14 protein-coding genes are annotated in these 16,396 nt (G+C 64.9%); 6 read left to right on the top strand and 8 right to left on the bottom strand.

All coding sequences use genetic code 11. From position 1 onward, the window contains the following. Positions 1 to 34: 34 nt before the first annotated feature. Positions 35 to 841 (top strand): IclR family transcriptional regulator, encoded by an 807-nt coding sequence (locus CEY05_RS11555; RefSeq protein WP_233161469.1) that lies wholly within the window; start codon positions 35 to 37, stop codon positions 839 to 841. Here CEY05_RS11555 and CEY05_RS11550 read toward each other — a convergent pair whose 3' ends face one another. From CEY05_RS11550 to CEY05_RS30910, 6 genes are all read right to left on the bottom strand, one after another. Then, entirely contained in the window at positions 842 to 2,455 is a 1,614-nt protein-coding gene (locus CEY05_RS11550; RefSeq protein ID WP_088601066.1) for an AMP-binding protein, read from the bottom strand. Between the two features lie 4 nt (positions 2,456 to 2,459). Beyond that, entirely contained in the window at positions 2,460 to 4,250 is a 1,791-nt protein-coding gene (locus tag CEY05_RS11545; protein ID WP_088601067.1) for an ABC transporter permease subunit, read from the bottom strand. Positions 4,251 to 4,266: 16 nt separating this feature from the next. Next, the gene (locus tag CEY05_RS11540; RefSeq protein WP_369825921.1) at positions 4,267 to 5,346 is read right to left on the bottom strand and encodes an ABC transporter ATP-binding protein; all 1,080 of its coding nucleotides are present in this window, start codon (positions 5,344 to 5,346) and stop codon (positions 4,267 to 4,269) included. A 27-nt stretch (positions 5,347 to 5,373) separates the two neighbouring features. After that, complete coding sequence (locus tag CEY05_RS11535) at positions 5,374 to 6,432, bottom strand: ABC transporter substrate-binding protein (protein WP_233161494.1); 1,059 nt, start codon at positions 6,430 to 6,432, stop codon at positions 5,374 to 5,376. Positions 6,433 to 6,507: 75 nt separating this feature from the next. Beyond that, the gene (locus CEY05_RS11530) at positions 6,508 to 7,269 is read right to left on the bottom strand and encodes an enoyl-CoA hydratase/isomerase family protein (protein ID WP_088601069.1); all 762 of its coding nucleotides are present in this window, start codon (positions 7,267 to 7,269) and stop codon (positions 6,508 to 6,510) included. A gap of 159 nt (positions 7,270 to 7,428) precedes the next feature. Beyond that, complete coding sequence (locus CEY05_RS30910; RefSeq protein ID WP_158219323.1) at positions 7,429 to 8,175, bottom strand: IclR family transcriptional regulator; 747 nt, start codon at positions 8,173 to 8,175, stop codon at positions 7,429 to 7,431. Positions 8,176 to 8,359: 184 nt separating this feature from the next. Here CEY05_RS30910 and CEY05_RS11520 point away from each other — a divergent pair, with 184 nt between their 5' ends. The 5 genes from CEY05_RS11520 to CEY05_RS11500 are packed head-to-tail and all read left to right on the top strand — an operon-like array spanning position 8,360 to position 14,332. Further along, positions 8,360 to 9,406: an amidohydrolase gene (locus CEY05_RS11520; RefSeq protein ID WP_088601071.1), complete on the top strand. Its 1,047-nt coding sequence runs from the start codon at positions 8,360 to 8,362 to the stop codon at positions 9,404 to 9,406. Next, entirely contained in the window at positions 9,403 to 10,878 is a 1,476-nt protein-coding gene (locus CEY05_RS11515) for an aldehyde dehydrogenase (RefSeq protein WP_088601072.1), read from the top strand. The genes CEY05_RS11520 and CEY05_RS11515 overlap by 4 nt, the downstream gene beginning before the upstream one ends. A gap of 53 nt (positions 10,879 to 10,931) precedes the next feature. Continuing rightward, entirely contained in the window at positions 10,932 to 11,945 is a 1,014-nt protein-coding gene (locus CEY05_RS11510) for a tripartite tricarboxylate transporter substrate binding protein (RefSeq protein WP_158219322.1), read from the top strand. Between the two features lie 13 nt (positions 11,946 to 11,958). Then, complete coding sequence (locus CEY05_RS11505) at positions 11,959 to 12,903, top strand: NAD(P)-dependent oxidoreductase (protein WP_088601074.1); 945 nt, start codon at positions 11,959 to 11,961, stop codon at positions 12,901 to 12,903. A 46-nt stretch (positions 12,904 to 12,949) separates the two neighbouring features. Continuing rightward, positions 12,950 to 14,332 (top strand): MmgE/PrpD family protein, encoded by a 1,383-nt coding sequence (locus tag CEY05_RS11500; protein ID WP_158219321.1) that lies wholly within the window; start codon positions 12,950 to 12,952, stop codon positions 14,330 to 14,332. On the opposite strand, the gene nadE is transcribed toward CEY05_RS11500, so the two are convergent. After that, positions 14,329 to 15,168 (bottom strand): ammonia-dependent NAD(+) synthetase, encoded by an 840-nt coding sequence (nadE, locus tag CEY05_RS11495; protein ID WP_088601076.1) that lies wholly within the window; start codon positions 15,166 to 15,168, stop codon positions 14,329 to 14,331. The two genes, CEY05_RS11500 and nadE, sit on opposite strands and share 4 nt — an antisense overlap. Before the next feature lie 75 nt (positions 15,169 to 15,243). Next, positions 15,244 to 16,200, bottom strand: a complete 957-nt coding sequence (locus CEY05_RS11490) for a DMT family transporter (protein ID WP_088601077.1) — start codon at positions 16,198 to 16,200, stop codon at positions 15,244 to 15,246. Between the last annotated feature and the right edge of the window lie 196 nt (positions 16,201 to 16,396).

Here is a 16,396-nt window from a genome sequence, read left to right as displayed (position 1 = left end):
TTTATATGCAATAAGCCTCAATGGGCTGCCCGAAGTGGAACCTCGCACGCGTACCAAGCAAGACGATAGCGATCTGCCCGGCGCTTCTTCCACGCTGTTCGTCAACTCCGTGGAAAAGGCCATGCGGGTACTGACGGTATTCGACGACAAGCACTCGCGCTTGTCACTATCGCAGATCGCCAGCCTGGCGGACCTGGACATGAGTGCGGCGCAGCGTTTCACCTTCACGCTGACCACGCTGCGCTACCTGGTCAAGGATCCGTTTACGAAGACCTACAGCCTGTCGCCGCGGCTGCTGGATTTCGCTTTCCATTACCTGGCGTCGAACGAGCTGGTGCGCCGCGCCGCACCCTATCTGAACCAGTTGAGCCGCGAAACGGAAGAGACCGCCAACATCACGGTGCTCGAAGGGACGGATATCGTCTTCACGTTGCGCATCGTCAGCCAGCACGTATTGAATCCCCACGTGATCACCGGCAGCCGCCTGCCTGCTTACTGTACGGCTCCCGGGCTGGCGATCCTGTCGCGCCTGCCCGACGAGCAGGTAAGCGACGTGCTGGATCGCTCGGACTTGATCGCCCATACGCCCCAGACCGTGGCCGACCGTCCTGCCATCATGAGTCGGCTGGAGACGTTTCGCCAGCAGGGCTATTCGCATACCAAGGGCGAGTTCTACATCGGCGACATCTCCACGGCGGCGCCCATCCTGGACGCTCGTGGCCATCCCATCGCCGCCGTCAACGTGGCGGTGTCGCGCGCGCGCTGGCGCGGGACGAAGGATGAGCAGCGCATCTCCAATCTGGTGATCGCCGCGGCCGGCGCGATATCCGGCCAGTTCTGATCAGCGTCGCTGGCGGTCCCAGGCCTGATCCACCGCGCGCGATAGCTGATGCTTGCGGATGCGTTCGCTGGGCGTCAGTTCGAACTGCGCCACCGCCGCGTAATAGCGCGGCCATTGATAGGACGCCAGATGCTCGCCCAGCCAGCGTGACAGCGGCTCGAACGAGCCGCCGTGCTCCACGCGCCATTGCACATACAGCAGGATCTCCTGCTCGCCAATGTCCGACGCCACGCCTATCGCTGCCGCCGCGGCTACGTCCGGATGGCTGAGGACGACGCGCTCCACTTCCCAGGCCGACACGTTTTCGCCGCGTATGCGCATGCTGTCGGTGCGCCGGCCGACGAAATACAGATGCCCATCGCGGTCCGCGCGCGCGATGTCGCCCGTGTAGAGCTTGCCGCCCCGCAGAGCCTCTGCCGTGGCCGAGGGATTGTCCAGGTAGCCGGAGAAGAACGTACCCGGGATGGCCGAGGACACGACGATCTGCCCCAATTCGCCGACGGGCACGGGCCGGTCCTGTTCGTCCAGCAGCTCGATGTTCAGCCACGGCAGCGCCTTGCCGATGGAGCCGGGAAGATCGTCGGTATTCACGGTCGCGAAACTGGAGCCTTCGGTCATGCCGTAGCACTCACGCAGCGCGATGCCCAGGCGTTCGCGCACGGTGCGCCAGTTCTGCCGCGATACACCAGCGCCCCAGCCCAGCCGCAAGGTGTGCGCTGGCGCCGGCGTCTCGCCCAGTTGCCGCATCAGGATGTCCAGGATGCCGCCCAGGTAATGCAGCTGCGTACAGCGCTCCTGCGCGATCTGCTCCCAGAAACGGCTGGCCGAGAAACGCGGGACGGCGGACAGCACCGTGCGCGCCAGGAACGGCGCCAGCAGCATCTGCGCGCCGCCGATGTGGCACAGCGGTTCCCACAGGAACAGGCGGTCGCCGTCGCGCACGTCGGCAACCACCAGGGCGGATTCGCTGGCAATGCGCATCATGCGGTGCGTGAACAGCACGCCCTTGGGCGCGCCGGTGGTGCCGGAGGTGTAGATGATGCAGAGCAAATCTTCCGGCTTGACGGGCGCTAGCAGTAGATCCCCCGTGTCCCGTGGCGCGTCCGCTGGAGGACTGCCGTCGGCGCCATGGATATGGCCTGGGGGGGCGGCTGTTTCCGTCCACAGATCCTCTTCAGGCACCAGTCGCGTGGCCCCCGCAGCCTGATGCGCCGCGCGCGCGTATTCCAGATAGGACTGTCCGGCAATGAACAGCACGGGCTTGCAGTGCTGGATGAGATAGTCAATGCCCGGCGTCTTCAGCTTGGTGTTGACCGGCACCCACACCGCGCCCATCAGCATCAGGGCATAGATCAGCGCCATATGTTCCGGGCTGTTGTCCAGCATGACCGCCACGCGGTCGCCCGCCCGTATGCCCAGCCCGCGCAATGCCGCCTGCGTGCGCGCCACTTGCGCCCGCACACGTCCGGCCTGCCACCCATCGCCGTCGAAGGAGAACAAGGGACGAGCAGGATCCGTGCTCAAGCCATGGCGCAAGATGGCAACCACATCCAGGGCGTCATCGTCGTGCCGCGCAGGGAAGTACCGGGTGTAGGGATGGGGGTGAGGATGCATGCGATTAGCGTGCGCGATTGCGCCGGGTCAGGGAAAGCAGCAGCACGGCGACGGCGATGGCCATCACCAATACGAAGGAAACAGCGGCCAGCGTGGGATTGGCGGACAACAGCATGTCGTCCCACATCTGCTTGGGCAGCGTGGTTTTCAGGCCGCCGCTGACGAAGATGGCGATGGTCAGTTCGTCGAAGGAAACCAGGAAGGCGAACAGGAAGGAGGCGACCAGCGCGGGCTTGAGCAGCGGCAGCATCACGGTCGTCAGCCGGTTCAAGGGCGACGCGCCCAGCGTGTAGGCGGCATCCACCAGGCGCCAGTCGAAATTCTTCAGGGCGGCCGCCATCGTGATCACGACATAGGGTATGGCCAGCACCATGTGGCCGATGACCAGCCCTGTATTGGTGCCCGCCAGGCCGAGACGGGAAAACAGGTAGAACAGGCCCACCGCGGTGACGATGCGCGGCACGATCAAGGGCGCGATCAGGAAGGCGAAGGTGGCCTTGGCGGCGGTCGGCGACAAGCGCACCAGCGCCAGCGCGCCGCCGAACCCCAACGCCAGCGAACCGATGGCGGTGGCCAGCGCCACGCCCAGCGAGCGAAACAGGGCAGCCTGCCAGATGGGCGAGGTGAAGAAACCTTCCAGCCAGCGCAGGCTGAAGCCGCGCGGCGGGAAGGCGAGAAAGGAGGAATCGGTGAAGGCAATGGGCAGGATGATGGCGACCGGCAGCAGCAGCACCAGCATCACCACCCAGGCGTAGACGCGCAGGCCCGGCAGGCCAGGCTGGTTGGCGTCCCGTGCCGCGGTGTCCGCATGCCGGGCCGCACGCCGGCCGGTCAGGCCGGCCAGCCCGCGCGCCGCGCCGTCGACCACGCGGCCGATCACCACCAGCAGACGGATGATGCGCGAGGTGCCCGGCGGCCGCGCCGTATCGCCGCCGCCCAGGGTGGAAAGGCCGACCAGCTTGTCGTACAGCAGGAACACGACCAGGGCGCAGATCAGCAGCACGAGCGATAGCGCGCCCGCGAAATGCATGTCGAACAGCTCCAGGATGGTCGAGATCACCAGTTGCGCGACCATGGTCTGCGCCGGCGTACCCAGCAAAGCAGGCACGATGAAAAAGCCCAGGCTGGTGATGAACACCAGCAGTCCCGCGGCGGCCACGCCGGGCATGGACAGCGGCAGGTAGACCGTGAAGAAGGCCTCGATGCGGGATGCGCCCAGGGTCTGTGCGGCCAGCGTCAGCCTGTCGCCGATGCCCTGCATGATGGGCAACATGGTCATGATGGCCAGCGGCAGCATGCCGTGGATCATGCCGGCCAGCACGCCGCCCATGGAGGGCGCCAGCGCGGACGGGCTGGCATCGATGCCGGTCCACACCAGGAAGGTGCCGAACACACCCGTGCGCGACAGCAGCAGTATCCAGGCGAAGGTCTTGACCAGCCAGCTGGTCCAGAAGGGAATCAGCAGCCAAACCAGCCAGCGCGCGCGGCCGCGGTCCGGCAGGCGGCTGAGGAAATACGCAATGGGATAGCCGATGAGGATGCAGCCCAGCGCGGTGAGCAGCGAGATCAGGAAGGTGTTGCCCAGCACGCGCAGATAAACCGCGTTGCCCGCCAGGCGCTGGAACTGCGCCACGCTCAATTGGCCTTCCTGGCCGACGACGGCGTTGACCAGGATCTCGGCCACCGGCAGGCAGAAGAACAGCGCCAGGAAACACAGCGCCGGCACGGCGCCGCCTATGCCCGCGATGCGGGCAAAGCGCGCGCGCAGGGGAGTACGGATAGGGATCGCTGCCATGGTCTGTTCCGCGTGCCTAGCGCTGTAGCAGCACCGCTTCGCCCGGGTTCCAGGTGACGCCGACGGGATCGCCGGGCGTGGGCGCCGTATCGCGCTTGCTGCGCACCAGGAATTCGAAATCGCAGCCGGGATCGATGTGCACGCGGATATCGGCACCCGTGAAGACCACCTGCGACACGGTGCCTTGCACCAGCGCCTGCTCGGGGGCACAAAGACGCGCGGTTTCCGGCCGCACCAGCAAGGCGGCGGTACCGTCGCCGGCGCCCTTGTCCGCCGTGCCGTTGGTCGGGGGCAAGGGCAGGGTGCGGTCCTTCCAGGACAGGCCGCCGGCATCCAGGCGGCCTTCGAGGATATTCGAGTTGCCCAGGAAGTTCGCCGCGAAACGGGAGACCGGCCGGTCGTACAGTTCCAGCGGCGTGCCCAGCTGTTCGATCCTGGCCCGGTTCATCAGGCAGATGCGATCGGACATGGTCAGGGCTTCCTCCTGGTCGTGCGTCACGTAGATGAACGTGGCATTCAGCGCCTTGTGCAGGCGGCGGATCTCCAGCTGCATGTGCTCGCGCAATTTCTTGTCCAGCGCACCCAGCGGTTCGTCCAGCAACACCACGGCGGGGCGATAGACAAAGCAGCGCGCCAGTGCCACGCGCTGCTGCTGGCCGCCCGACAGCTCGTGCGGATAGCGGTTGGCGTATTCCCCCATGCGCACCATGTCCAGCACCTCCGCCACGTCGCCAGCCAGTTGCGCCGCCGCGACCTTGCGCATGCGCAGGGGATACGCGACGTTCTCGCTCACGGTCAGATGCGGGAACAGGGCATAGCTCTGGAACACCAGCCCGATGCCGCGCTCGCTGGCCGGCATGCGGGTGGCGTCCTTGCCATCGATCTCCAGGCTGCCCTCGGTGGGAGCAACCAGGCCGGCGATCATCTGCAGCAGCGTCGTCTTGCCTGAACCGGAAGGGCCCAGCAGGGTCAGGAATTCACCGCTTTCCACGCGCAAGTCGGTGGGCGCGAGCGCCAGCGTGTCGCCATAGCGCTTGCTTAGCCCATGGGTCTGCAACTTGGGCCGCAGGGAGGAGAACTGAGGAGAATCTGGCATGGAGGAGTCCGTGATGGCCGTCTTCCGTCAACCGATGATCCAGGCGTTGAAGCGTTCCGTGACGGCCTGGCGATTTTTCTGCCACCAGGCGGGGTCCGGCAGGCGCATGCCCTTGAGGTTGTCCTTGGCCGTGGGCAGCAGCGCGGCGCGCTCCGGCTTGATGAAGTCGTAGGCCTTGAGATTGGTGGGGCCATAGGCCAGGTCGTCGGTGAAGGCGGCCTGGCGCTTGGCGTCGCCGCAGAAAATCACGAATTCCTTGGCCTCGGCGGCGCGCGGCGTGCCCTTGGGTACGCCCCAGCCTTCAATGGAATACAGGCCCTGGTTCCAGACGATGCTCACGGGCGCCTTGCCGTCGATCGCCGCCTGGGCGCGGCCGTTCCACAGGGACAGCATGTCCACTTCGCCCGATTGCAGCAGTTGAGTGGACTGTGCGCCGCCGGTCCACCATACCGAGATCGACTTGCGTATCTTGTCCAGGCTGCGGAATGCGCGATCGACGTCCAGCGGATACAGCTGATCGATGGGAACGCCGTCGGCCATCAGGGCCTGCTCCAGGGTGTCCAGCGGATTGCGGCGCAGGCAACGCTGGCCGGGGAAGCGCTTCACGTCCCAGAAGTCCGCCCAGCTGTTCGGATGCTCCTTGGGCATCTTGTCGGTACGGTAGGCCAGCACGGTGGAGTACACGTCCACGCCCAGCCAGTTGGCGGTCAGGGCTTCGGGCATCAGGCCGGGAAAGTCGGCGGCCTTCAGATTCAGCGGCTCGAGCAGCCCACGTTCTTCCAGGAACGGGATGTCCGCGGACAGCGTCAGCGTGGTCACGTCCCAGATGTAGTTGCGTGTCTGCACCATGGCGGCGAACTGCGCCACGGGCTGCGATTCGCGCGCGACGCTGACGACCTTGATGCCGGTCTGCTTCTCGAACGGATCGTAGAACGCCTTGCGGTACGCCACGGTGTAAGGACCACCCGGGTCCGACACCACGATCTGCTTCGAAGCTGCCAGGCTGGGCAAGGGCAGGGCCACGGCGGCCAGGCCGCCGCCCATGGCTTTGACCAGGCTGCGGCGTTTGGATTGAATGCGGTCCATCATGATGTACTCCCCGAAATCTGTTGCCGACGAGTTGATGTGTTTGCCGCGCCGCCACGGCGTGGCGGGTGTAACTTATTTCGCGCGCTTGCGGAAGAACTCCTCCATCACGCGGGCGGGTTCGCCGGAGGCGTACGACAGCGCCTGTATCCGTATGCCGGACTCGATGGCGTCGCGGAAGCCCACCTCGGTCATTTCCTTGAAGCGTTGCTTGTCCAGGCGCAAGGCCACGGGAGGCTTGGTGGCCAGGTCACGGCCGATCTCCATGGCCTTGGCCAGCACCTGATCGGCCGGCACGACGTGGTGCAGCAGGCCGATCCGATGGGCTTCGTCCGCATCCATCAGCCGTCCCGTCAGCGTCAGCTCGATGGTGCGCGACATGCCCAGCATCTCGCGCATGATCCACGGGCCGGTGACGCTGGCGACCCCAGAATTGATCTCCGGTTGTCCCATGCGCACGCCCGGATGGCCGACACGGATGTCGCCCAGCAGCGCCACCTGGAAGGCGGAGCCGGCCGTGGTGCCGTTGAGCGCCATGATCAGGGGCTTGGACAGGCTACGCAGCAAATCGTAGTAGGTCTCCCATTCCCGCATCCACTCCTCCGAACGGGCGACGTCGAAGTGCTTGGCTTCTTCCAGGTCCTGGCCCGCGCAGAAAGCGCGGTCGCCGGCACCGGTCATGACGATGGCCGAGACCGCCGGGTCCTGGTCGTAGGTGCGCAGCGCCGCCATGATTTCATTGCGCATCGCCGTGTTCCAGGCGTTGAGCTTTTCGGGGCGATTGAGCGTGATGACGGCAACTTTGTCTTGGATGCCGGTCAGGATGAACTGAGTCATGTGGGATCACCTTTATTGCTATGTAATAAGCTATATCGCAAAACAATATGTGCAAATACTAATCACGCTGACGCGTCGGTGCATTGGTGATTACCCTCAGCGGGCGTGCGAAGGCGCCCCGCGGCCCAGGCAGGGTCAGGGCACTGCGGGGGGAATGGCTCAGCGTGTGTGGCGGGTGGCCGGGCGCTGGGTGACGCGCGCGCACAAGTCGACGATGTGCCGGCTGATGCTCTTTTGATTGCGCTCCACCCGTTGCGTGGGAGCGGCGATCACGATGGCGTACAGGTTGTCGTTGAGCCAGACGTAGTTGCCGATGGACGAGACTTCCTGCTGGAAGCCGCCGATCGACAGGAACCAGCCTTTCTTCAGGCCTTCGTCGATCTGCTTGAGCAGCGCGCTGGCGCTGACGATGGTGTTGGGTGAGTAGCGCTGGAATTCCAGCTGATTCACCAGGGCCACGCGCTCGGCCTTGGGCATGCCGCCCAGCAGGCTTTGCCCGGCGGCACCGATGTAAAGCGGGCTGCGGTCGCCCGCCAGGCCGGCGAAGCGCAAGGTCTGGCGGCCTTGCACGACTTCCATGTAGTGGACCAGTGTCCCTTCGCGGCGCGCCAGGAAGACGGTCTCTCCTGTTTCATCGCTGAGCGCCTGCAATAAAGGCATCAGGTCCTTCAGCAAAGGATCCTGCTCGACGATCACCCGCATCTGCTCGAAGAGCTTGCGCGTCGGATAGTAGTCCTTGGTGTCGTCGCGATTGGACAGGTAGCCGTGTGCTTCGAGCGTGCGCAGCAGGGCCTGGCAACTCGATTTGGGCATCTCCAATCGTTGGCTGATGGATGCCAGTGAGGCCGGCGTCTTGAGTTCCGCGAACAGCTGGAAAATCTGTAGCACACGCACTGCGCTCTTCACGTCTGAACTCACATTTTCCTCAAGGCAGGCTATCGATGACATCCGCATTCTATGCGAAGGGAGGGTTGCGCCGGCAATGGAAGCGGCGTAGAGTCGTTCTGCAGGTTGAACGTAGCGTACACATATATGAACGTCATGATAAGACGAATCAAAGAGACAAACGCGAAGTGGAACCGGAGCAACCATGTCCGAACTTGAAGAAGATGCGCTGCCTGTCATCGCGCACCGGCCGGTCACGAAGCATGCGGGCGCCGTCACGGAAACCGCTCTGGATCCGGACCTGCCCATCATCGATCCGCATCACCATTTTTCCGAGCACTGGGGCGGCTACCTGGTCGGCGATCTGGCGAAGGACATGGCGGCGGGCCACGCGGTGGCGGCCACCGTCTACATCCAGTGCGGCCATGCGTACAGGACAGGCGGGCCAGATCATTTGAAGCCGGTTGGCGAAACCGAGTACGTGATCGAACAGACCGCGGCGGCAGGCAAGGGGGCTGGCGGAATCGCCGCGGGCATCGTCGGTTATGCCGACCTGCGGCTGGGCGAGCGGATCGGCGAAGTGCTCGCCGCCCACGTCGAAGCGGGACAAGGCCGCTTCAAGGGCATCCGGCAATCCGGTGCACGGCATGCGGCCTTCAAGCATGGCGTGCTACCCCGGCCGCCCAAGGGTTTATATGGCGACCCTGCATTTCGGCAGGGGTATGCGACGCTGGCGCAGCATGGCCTTTCCTTCGATGCGTGGATCTATCACCCGCAGATCGAGGAAGTAATCTCGCTGGCCCAGGCCTTCCCGGACGTTCCCCTGATTCTGGACCACGTCGGCGGCGTGCTCGGCGTGGGGCCTTACCAGAATGACCGCGCTGGCGCGCTCAAGGAAGTGCTGCCGGGCCTGCGACGGCTCGCCGCCTGCCCGAACGTGCGCGTCAAGCTGGGTGGCTTGGGCACCGCGACGTTCGGTTTCGATTTCGACGAACTGGACCGGCCACCCGGTTCGGCGGAACTTGCCGCTGCCTGGCGTCCTTACTTCGAGCCGTGCATCGAAATGTTCGGTGCGCAGCGCTGCATGTTCGAAAGCAATTTTCCCGTGGATCGGCGCGTGGCCGAGTATGTCGTCCTGTGGAACGCATTCAAGCGTATCGCCGCATCCGCCACGCCGGATGAACGTTCGGCACTCTTCCATGGCACCGCCGCGGCGACCTACAAATTGACGCTGGGAGATTTTTCCGCATGAAGTCCTATGAGATGTACATCGATGGCGCCTGGACGCCGGGCTCCGAACGGCAGCGATTCGAGACGCTGAATCCCTACACGCAGCAGCCGTGGGCCACCATTCCACAGGCTTCCCGGGACGACGTTCGCGCCGCGATCGCGGCTGCGCGCAAGGCGTTCGACAACGGTTGGCGCCGCATGCCCGGCATGAAGCGGGCCGCGCTGATGGTGCGCCTGGCCGAAATCCTGGAACGCGAAGCCAAGCCGATGGCGGTGATCGAGTCCACCGACAACGGCAAGGTGATCCGTGAAACCAGCGCGCAGATGGTCTATGCCGCGCGAGTGTTCAGGTATTTCGCGGGCCTGACCGACAAATTGCGCGGCAGTACCATTCCGCTCGACCATCCCGATATCTTCGATTTCACCGTGCGCGAACCTTACGGCGTGGTCGCGCTGATCACTGCCTGGAATTCGCCTATCGCCTTGCTTGCCAACAAATTGCCCGCCGCGCTGGCGGCAGGCAATTGCGCGGTGATCAAGCCGTCGGAACACGCGTCCGCAAGTACGCTGGAATTCTGCAGGTTCGTGGAGGAGGCGGGCTTTCCGCCTGGCGTCATCAATGTGGTGACGGGCGATGGTGCGGTCGGTAGCGCACTGACTGAACTGGACGGCGTCGACAAGATCAGCTTCACGGGCAGTCCTGGCGTGGGACGGCGCGTGGCGGCGGCCGCCGCGCAGCGGCTGGTGCCCGTGACGCTGGAACTGGGCGGCAAATCACCCAACATCATCTTCGACGATGCCGATCTGCCGCGGGCCATCGTCGGCGCGCTGGCGGGAATATTCGCGGCCACGGGGCAAACCTGCATCGCGGGGTCGCGCCTGCTGGTCCAGCGTCCCGTGTATGAAACCGTGATCGAGAAATTGGTGGAGCGGGCCAACAAGATCGTCCTGGGCAATCCGCTGGATCCCGCCACGGAAATGGGCACGGCGGCGAATCGTCCGCAGTTCGAGCGCATCCTCGGTGCCATCGAGTCGGCGAAGACTGATGGGGCGAAAGTGGCGGCCGGCGGAGGCGGCGCCACGGAGGCGGCGCTCAAGGATGGCTTGTTCATCAAGCCGACCATCTTCCGCGACGTCCATCCGGATATGGCCGTGGCCCACAACGAAATCTTCGGCCCCGTCTTGTCCATCATTCCTTTCGATACGGAGGAAGAGGCGATTGACATCGCCAACGGGACCAGGCTGGGCCTGGCGTCGGGTGTCTGGACTCAGAATATCTCCCGGGCCATGCGCATGATCCGCGCCATGGACGCGGGTGTGGTGTGGGTCAATACCTATCGGATGGTATCGGCGCAAGCGCCGTTTGGCGGGCGCAAGGAAAGCGGCTACGGCAAGGAACGCGGCGACGAAGGCCTGCTCGAATTCAGTGTCCTGAAAAATGTGATGGTCGACTTCTCGGGAGAGGAACGGGATCCGTTCGCGGCAAAGACTTGATGTTTTCGCCCCACCAAAGGCTGGTGTTCCACCATGCCGAAGGAGACAAGATCATGTACAAAAAAAACATACGCCAGAGCACGATTTCGCGGCGCATGAGGCGCGGCTTGCTTGCCGCCGCCTTGCTGGCCGGGGGCGGCGCGGCAGCCGCCGCGAACGCCGAGGCGGCTTATCCCGACCGGCCCATCACGCTGGTGGTGCCGGCGCCACCGGGCGGCGGCGTGGACACGGTCGGCAGGGTGCTGGCGCAGCAGTTGTCCTTGCAGTTGAATGTGTCGGTGATCATCGAGAACAAAACGGGCGCGGGCGGTGTGGTCGGGGCGCGCTATGTGAAACAGGCCAAGCCCGATGGCTACACCTTGCTGCTGAACGCCAACCATCAGATCGTCAATCCAATGATACGGCCGTCGGCCGGCTATGACGGCATCAAGGACTTCGATGCGATCAGCATCGTCGGTCGCGTTCCATTGGGCGTCGTCGTGTCCAGCAAGGCGCCCTACAAGTCCATCGGCGAGCTGTTCGCGGCGGCCAAGGCCCATCCCGGGGAAATCTCCTGGGCCAATAGTTCTACCGGCACCGCGGGGCATCTGGGCGTCGAGCTGTTGCGCAGCCGCAGCGGGACGGAAACGACGCTGATCAACTACAACGGCGGCGCGCCGGCCCTCACGGCGGTCATGGGTGGGCAGGTAACGGCCATGGTCGAGCCGCTGACATCCGTGCTGCCCCATGTGCCCAGCGGAAAGATACGGGTCATCGCGGTGACGTCGGCACAGCGCGTGCCCCAGTTGCCGGACGTGCCGACGGTCGCCGAGAGCGGCTTGCCGGGTTTCGAGATGAACAGCTGGTACGCGGTCTGGGCTCCCAAGGATACGCCCATGGCGATACGCAAGAAGGTTGCCGATGCGGTGAATGCCGCCGTGCACAGCAAGCTGTTCAAGGAACGGATGGAGGCCTCGGCGTACCAGGCCGAAGGGTCGAATCCCGAGCAGGCGACCGCTTTCGAGATCGAGCAGGCCAAGGGCTACCAGGCCCTGGTCGACAAGGTAAAGATCAAGGTCGAGGAATGAACGGACGCGCGGATTGAAGCCTGCGCGGATCACCCTGTACGGAAAAATCAACGAGGAACGCATCATGAAGAAGAAGCTTGCATTTGTTGGCATCGGCCAGATGGGCGGCGGCATGGCCGCGCATCTCACGCGCGAAGGTTATGCGCTCACGGGGTATGACCCCAGCGAGCGCAGCCGCGATCTGGCGGCGAAGGATGGCGTCAAGGTCGTCGCCACATTGGAGGAGGCCCTCCGTGGCGCCGAGGTGGTGCTGACGAGCCTGCCCAATCCCGCCATCACGCTGGATGCCTGGCTGGGCGAGGGCGGCATTCTTGCGCATATGGCGAAGGGCGCCGTGGGCATAGAACTGAGTTCGATCGACCCCGAGACCATGGTCGCCATCGGCGCCGAGGCGGCCAAGTGCGGCGTACGGATGGTGGATGCGCCTGTCAGCGGCGGTCCGCTGGAAGCGGCCGCCGGCAAGCTGGTGCTCATGACCGGCGGCAAGCCGGAAGATATCGAGGCCGTCGGTGACATCCTGGATTGCCTGTGCAGTTCGCGGCACCTGACGGGCGACGTCGGCACGGGGAAGACCGTCAAGCTGGTCAATAACATGATGTCGATGGGAAATATCGTCGTGGCCGCGGAGGCGTTCGCCTTGGGCACCGCCGCGGGCGTCGAGCCCCAGACCCTGTTCGATGTGCTGTCGCAGAGCGGCGGCCGCTCGCATCATTTCCTCAAGCGCTTTCCCAAGGCCATCGAAGGCGACTACGCGCCTGGCTTCAAGATCGAGCTTGGTGAAAAGGATGTCGCGCTGGGAATCGAGCTCGGGCGCCGGCTCATGCAGCCCACGCCCGCGGCATCCGTGATCAGGGAAATGATCGCGGTGGGCATGGCGGGTGGACGCAAGGGCCAGGATATCGTTGCGATGCTGGACTACTACCAGACCATGAGCAAGCCGGGCACGGATAAGAAATAGATCGTGTGCTCGAGGCAACCATGCTCCCGTTTACGGAGGACGCAGCGTGAAGCTCGTCGACGCTCAGGATTTCGCCACGCAGGTAGCGAAACTCGCGCTAAGTACCTATCGCGGTCCCTGCCCGGACCAGGCGGCGCGTAACGCCATCAACTGCATCGCGGACACGATTGCCGTCGCGCTGGCGGGCGCGCAGGAACCGTGCGTAACGCTATTGGGCAGCGCGGCTGGTGTTGCCGGATCTTCCGGCGACTGTCTCGTCTGGGGCACCACGAGAAAGACCACTGCCCTGGATGCCGCGCTCTTGAACGCGACGGCGTCGCATGCGCTGGACTACGACGACATCTGCGCGGTCTTCGGCGGCCACCATTCCGCGCCGTTGGTCGCGCCACTGCTGGCGGTCGCCCAGGAGCGCACGTGCACGGGCGACGAAGTGCTGAGAGCCTATGTCACGGGTGTGGAGGTCACGGTGCGTCTGTCTCGCGCGCTCAATCCCGAGCATTATGCGAAGGGATGGCATCCCACATCGACGCTAGGCGTGTTTGGCGTAGCGGCCGCGCTGGGGTGCCTGCTCGGACTGGACGAGAGCAGGCTCGCGACCGCGCTGTCGATCGCCGCATCGATGGCTGCCGGCATCAAGGCGAATTTCGGCAGCATGGTCAAACCCTTGCATGTCGGGCTGTGCGCCCGGTCCGGCCTGTTGGCCGCGCGGCTGGCGCAGGCGGGCTACGACGCAGGGGTGGACACTTTCGAGGACAAGCAGGGCTTTTTCGAGGTCTACAACGGACGGGGCAAGTACACGGCGGCGCTGGCCTTGGAACCACGGGATGGCAGCCTGGAAATCGCGGGCAGCTCCGTCGGCATCAAGCAGTTTCCCTGCTGCGGGAGCACGCATGCCGCCGTCACGGCGGCGCTGCAGCTGCGGGGGGGACGCTCACTGCGGGAAGACCAGATAGCGCGTATCCGGATCCTGCCCAACGGCAATCGGCTGGCGCATACCAACAAACCGCAGCCGCGCACGGCCCTGGAAGGAAAGTTCAGCGTCCAGTATGTGGTGGCGCGCGCCCTGTTGAGCGGGTCGGTACGGCTGGATCATTTCTCCGAGGCAGCCATACAGGCGCCGGAGATCCAGCGCCTGCTGCCCAGGATCGACGCCAGCCCGCACCCCGACATGCCGTTGACGGGAGACCGGCTGTGGGGCGCCGAAGTCATCGTTCATCTGGCGTCCGGTGAGGTGCTGTCCTGCCGGCTGGAAGATCTGCCATGCCGTGATGGGAACTATCCCATGACCGATGACGAGCTGTGGGAAAAGTTCCAGGATTGCGCGGGCGCCGCCTTGCCGCGTGACAAGGTCATGGCCCTGTTCAAGACCATCCATGGCCTGCCGGACCTGCCCGATGCCGGGGCGATTAGCCGCCTGATGGCTGCCTAGTTCGCCGGCGCGACGGCGGCATTGCGCTTGTGCTCGGTGGCGTCGTACTGGCGTAGCAGGATGCTGGCGATGTCGGCCGGGACGGGCTTGCCTTCCAGGAAGTCGTCGATTTGCGCGTACGTGACGCCGAAGGCGTCTTCGTCAGGGCGCAGGGGACGCAGCATTTCCAGGTCGGCGGTCGGGACCTTCATGACGAGATCGGCGGGAGCACCCAGCGCGGTGGCCAACGCGCGCACGCGCCGTTTGCTGAGGCCGGTCAATGGCACCACATCGGCCGCACCGTCGCCGTGCTTGGTGAAGAAACCCATCAGGGCCTCGGCGGCGTGATCGGTACCGATCACCAGGCCGTTGGTCGCACCGGCGATGGCGTACTGCGCAATCATGCGCTGGCGCGCCTTGATGTTGCCGCTGATGAAGTCCTCCGCGGCTTCATCGACGTGGGCCAGGCCGGCGGCGGTCAGCGCATCGCGTTGCGCATCCACCGCGGGCTTGATGTCCACGGTCATGCGCCGGTCGGCTGCCACGAAATCCATGGAGCGGCTGGCATCGTGCTCGTCTTTCTGGATGCCATAAGGCAAGCGCACGGCGATGAAGGTGCAGGGATGGCCGGCCGCGCGTAAACGCTCCACCGCCAACTGCGCCAGGCGGCCCGACACCAGCGAATCGACGCCGCCACTGATGCCCAGGACATAGCTGGCCTTGCCCGTGGCGCGCAGGTAGTCGGCCAGGAACGTGACCCGGCGCTCTATTTCAGCGGCAGCATCGAACGCGGGCGTGACACCCAGGTGGCGAGCGATGGCGGCCTGGCGATCGGCGGGGGCAGCAGTAGATGTCATGGATTTCCTCGATGCTGAACAGGGTAGAGGTGCAGGGTAAGCGGCGTGGGCCTGTCATCATGCCATCAATCGGCACTAGGTATTGCCGGGCTCCTGGCGGCCCTGCACGCGGCCAGGCGCGCGCCGGGCCGGGCCCAGGCTGGAGCAGACCAGTCCGCCGGCGATGGCGGCAATACCGACAGCATGAAACGCATGTAGCTGTTCGTGCAGCAACAGCGCGGACAACACCACGCCAAAGACGGGAATCAGGTGGATGCTCAGCCCGGCACGCGCGGGGCCGAAGTGCTGCACGGCCCGCATATAGAGCAGGTAGGCCCCCACCGACGGAAACAAGCCGACGTACAGCAGCGCCGCGGCACTGGCCGGCGTCCAGTCGGTCCTGGCGGCGCCGGCATGCTCCGCCACCCAGAACGGCAGCAGCACGACGATGGCGATGGCGATCTGCAGGGCGGTCAAGCCGATGCGATCCAGTTCCGGCGGTAATTGCCGCAGCCACAAGGTGTAGAAGGAAAAGCAGACCATCGCCACCAACAGGATGGCGTCGCCAGGGACCAGTGTCACCTGCCGCCAGTGCGTCCAATTCCCTTGCAGCACCAGGGTCAGCACACCGGCGCAGGACAGGAGCAGTCCGACACCTTGTCCCGCCGTTAGCCTGTGGCCGTAGAACACCGCTCCAGCGAGCACAATCAGTAGTGGAATCAAGGAGTTGAGCAGCAAGCCATTGCTGGCGCTGGTGGTGTGCAAGCCGACATAGACGAGCGAACTGAATGCCGCCACGCCCGTCACGGCCGTCCCCAGGATAAGCCAGCGATGCGCCAGATAGCGCCGCGCGTCCCGCCGCATGCCGCGCCAGGCGAAGGGCAGCAGGCACGCCAGCGCGATCAGCCAGCGGCCCAGCGCCAGCGTCATGGGCGTCACGGTGTCCCGCATGGCCCGGCCGGCGATGAAATTGCCGGCCCAGAACAGGGGCGGCAACAGCAAGGCGGCCCACGGCAGCATGCGCGCGGTCAGGGAAAGGGCGGGCTTGGGCATGGTGTGTCGAGTGGCAACAATCCGCTATTGTCCGACAACTTGCCCTGGGGTGGTGCCCTGGCGGCAACGTTCCACGGGCACACGGCTTGCTCCAGCCGAGCATCCTGATTGCTCAGCAATGACATCGACAACGACGACGCTAGGAGGTTGTATCGCTGGCTGAACGCCATTGGCGATTTGAGATAATCCACATCAA

It is taken from the genome of Achromobacter sp. HZ34 (genome assembly GCF_002209485.1).
Taxonomy (GTDB): domain Bacteria; phylum Pseudomonadota; class Gammaproteobacteria; order Burkholderiales; family Burkholderiaceae_B; genus Bordetella_C.
Note: the sequence above shows the minus strand (reverse complement) of the source record. Positions and strands in the feature narration are given on the sequence as shown.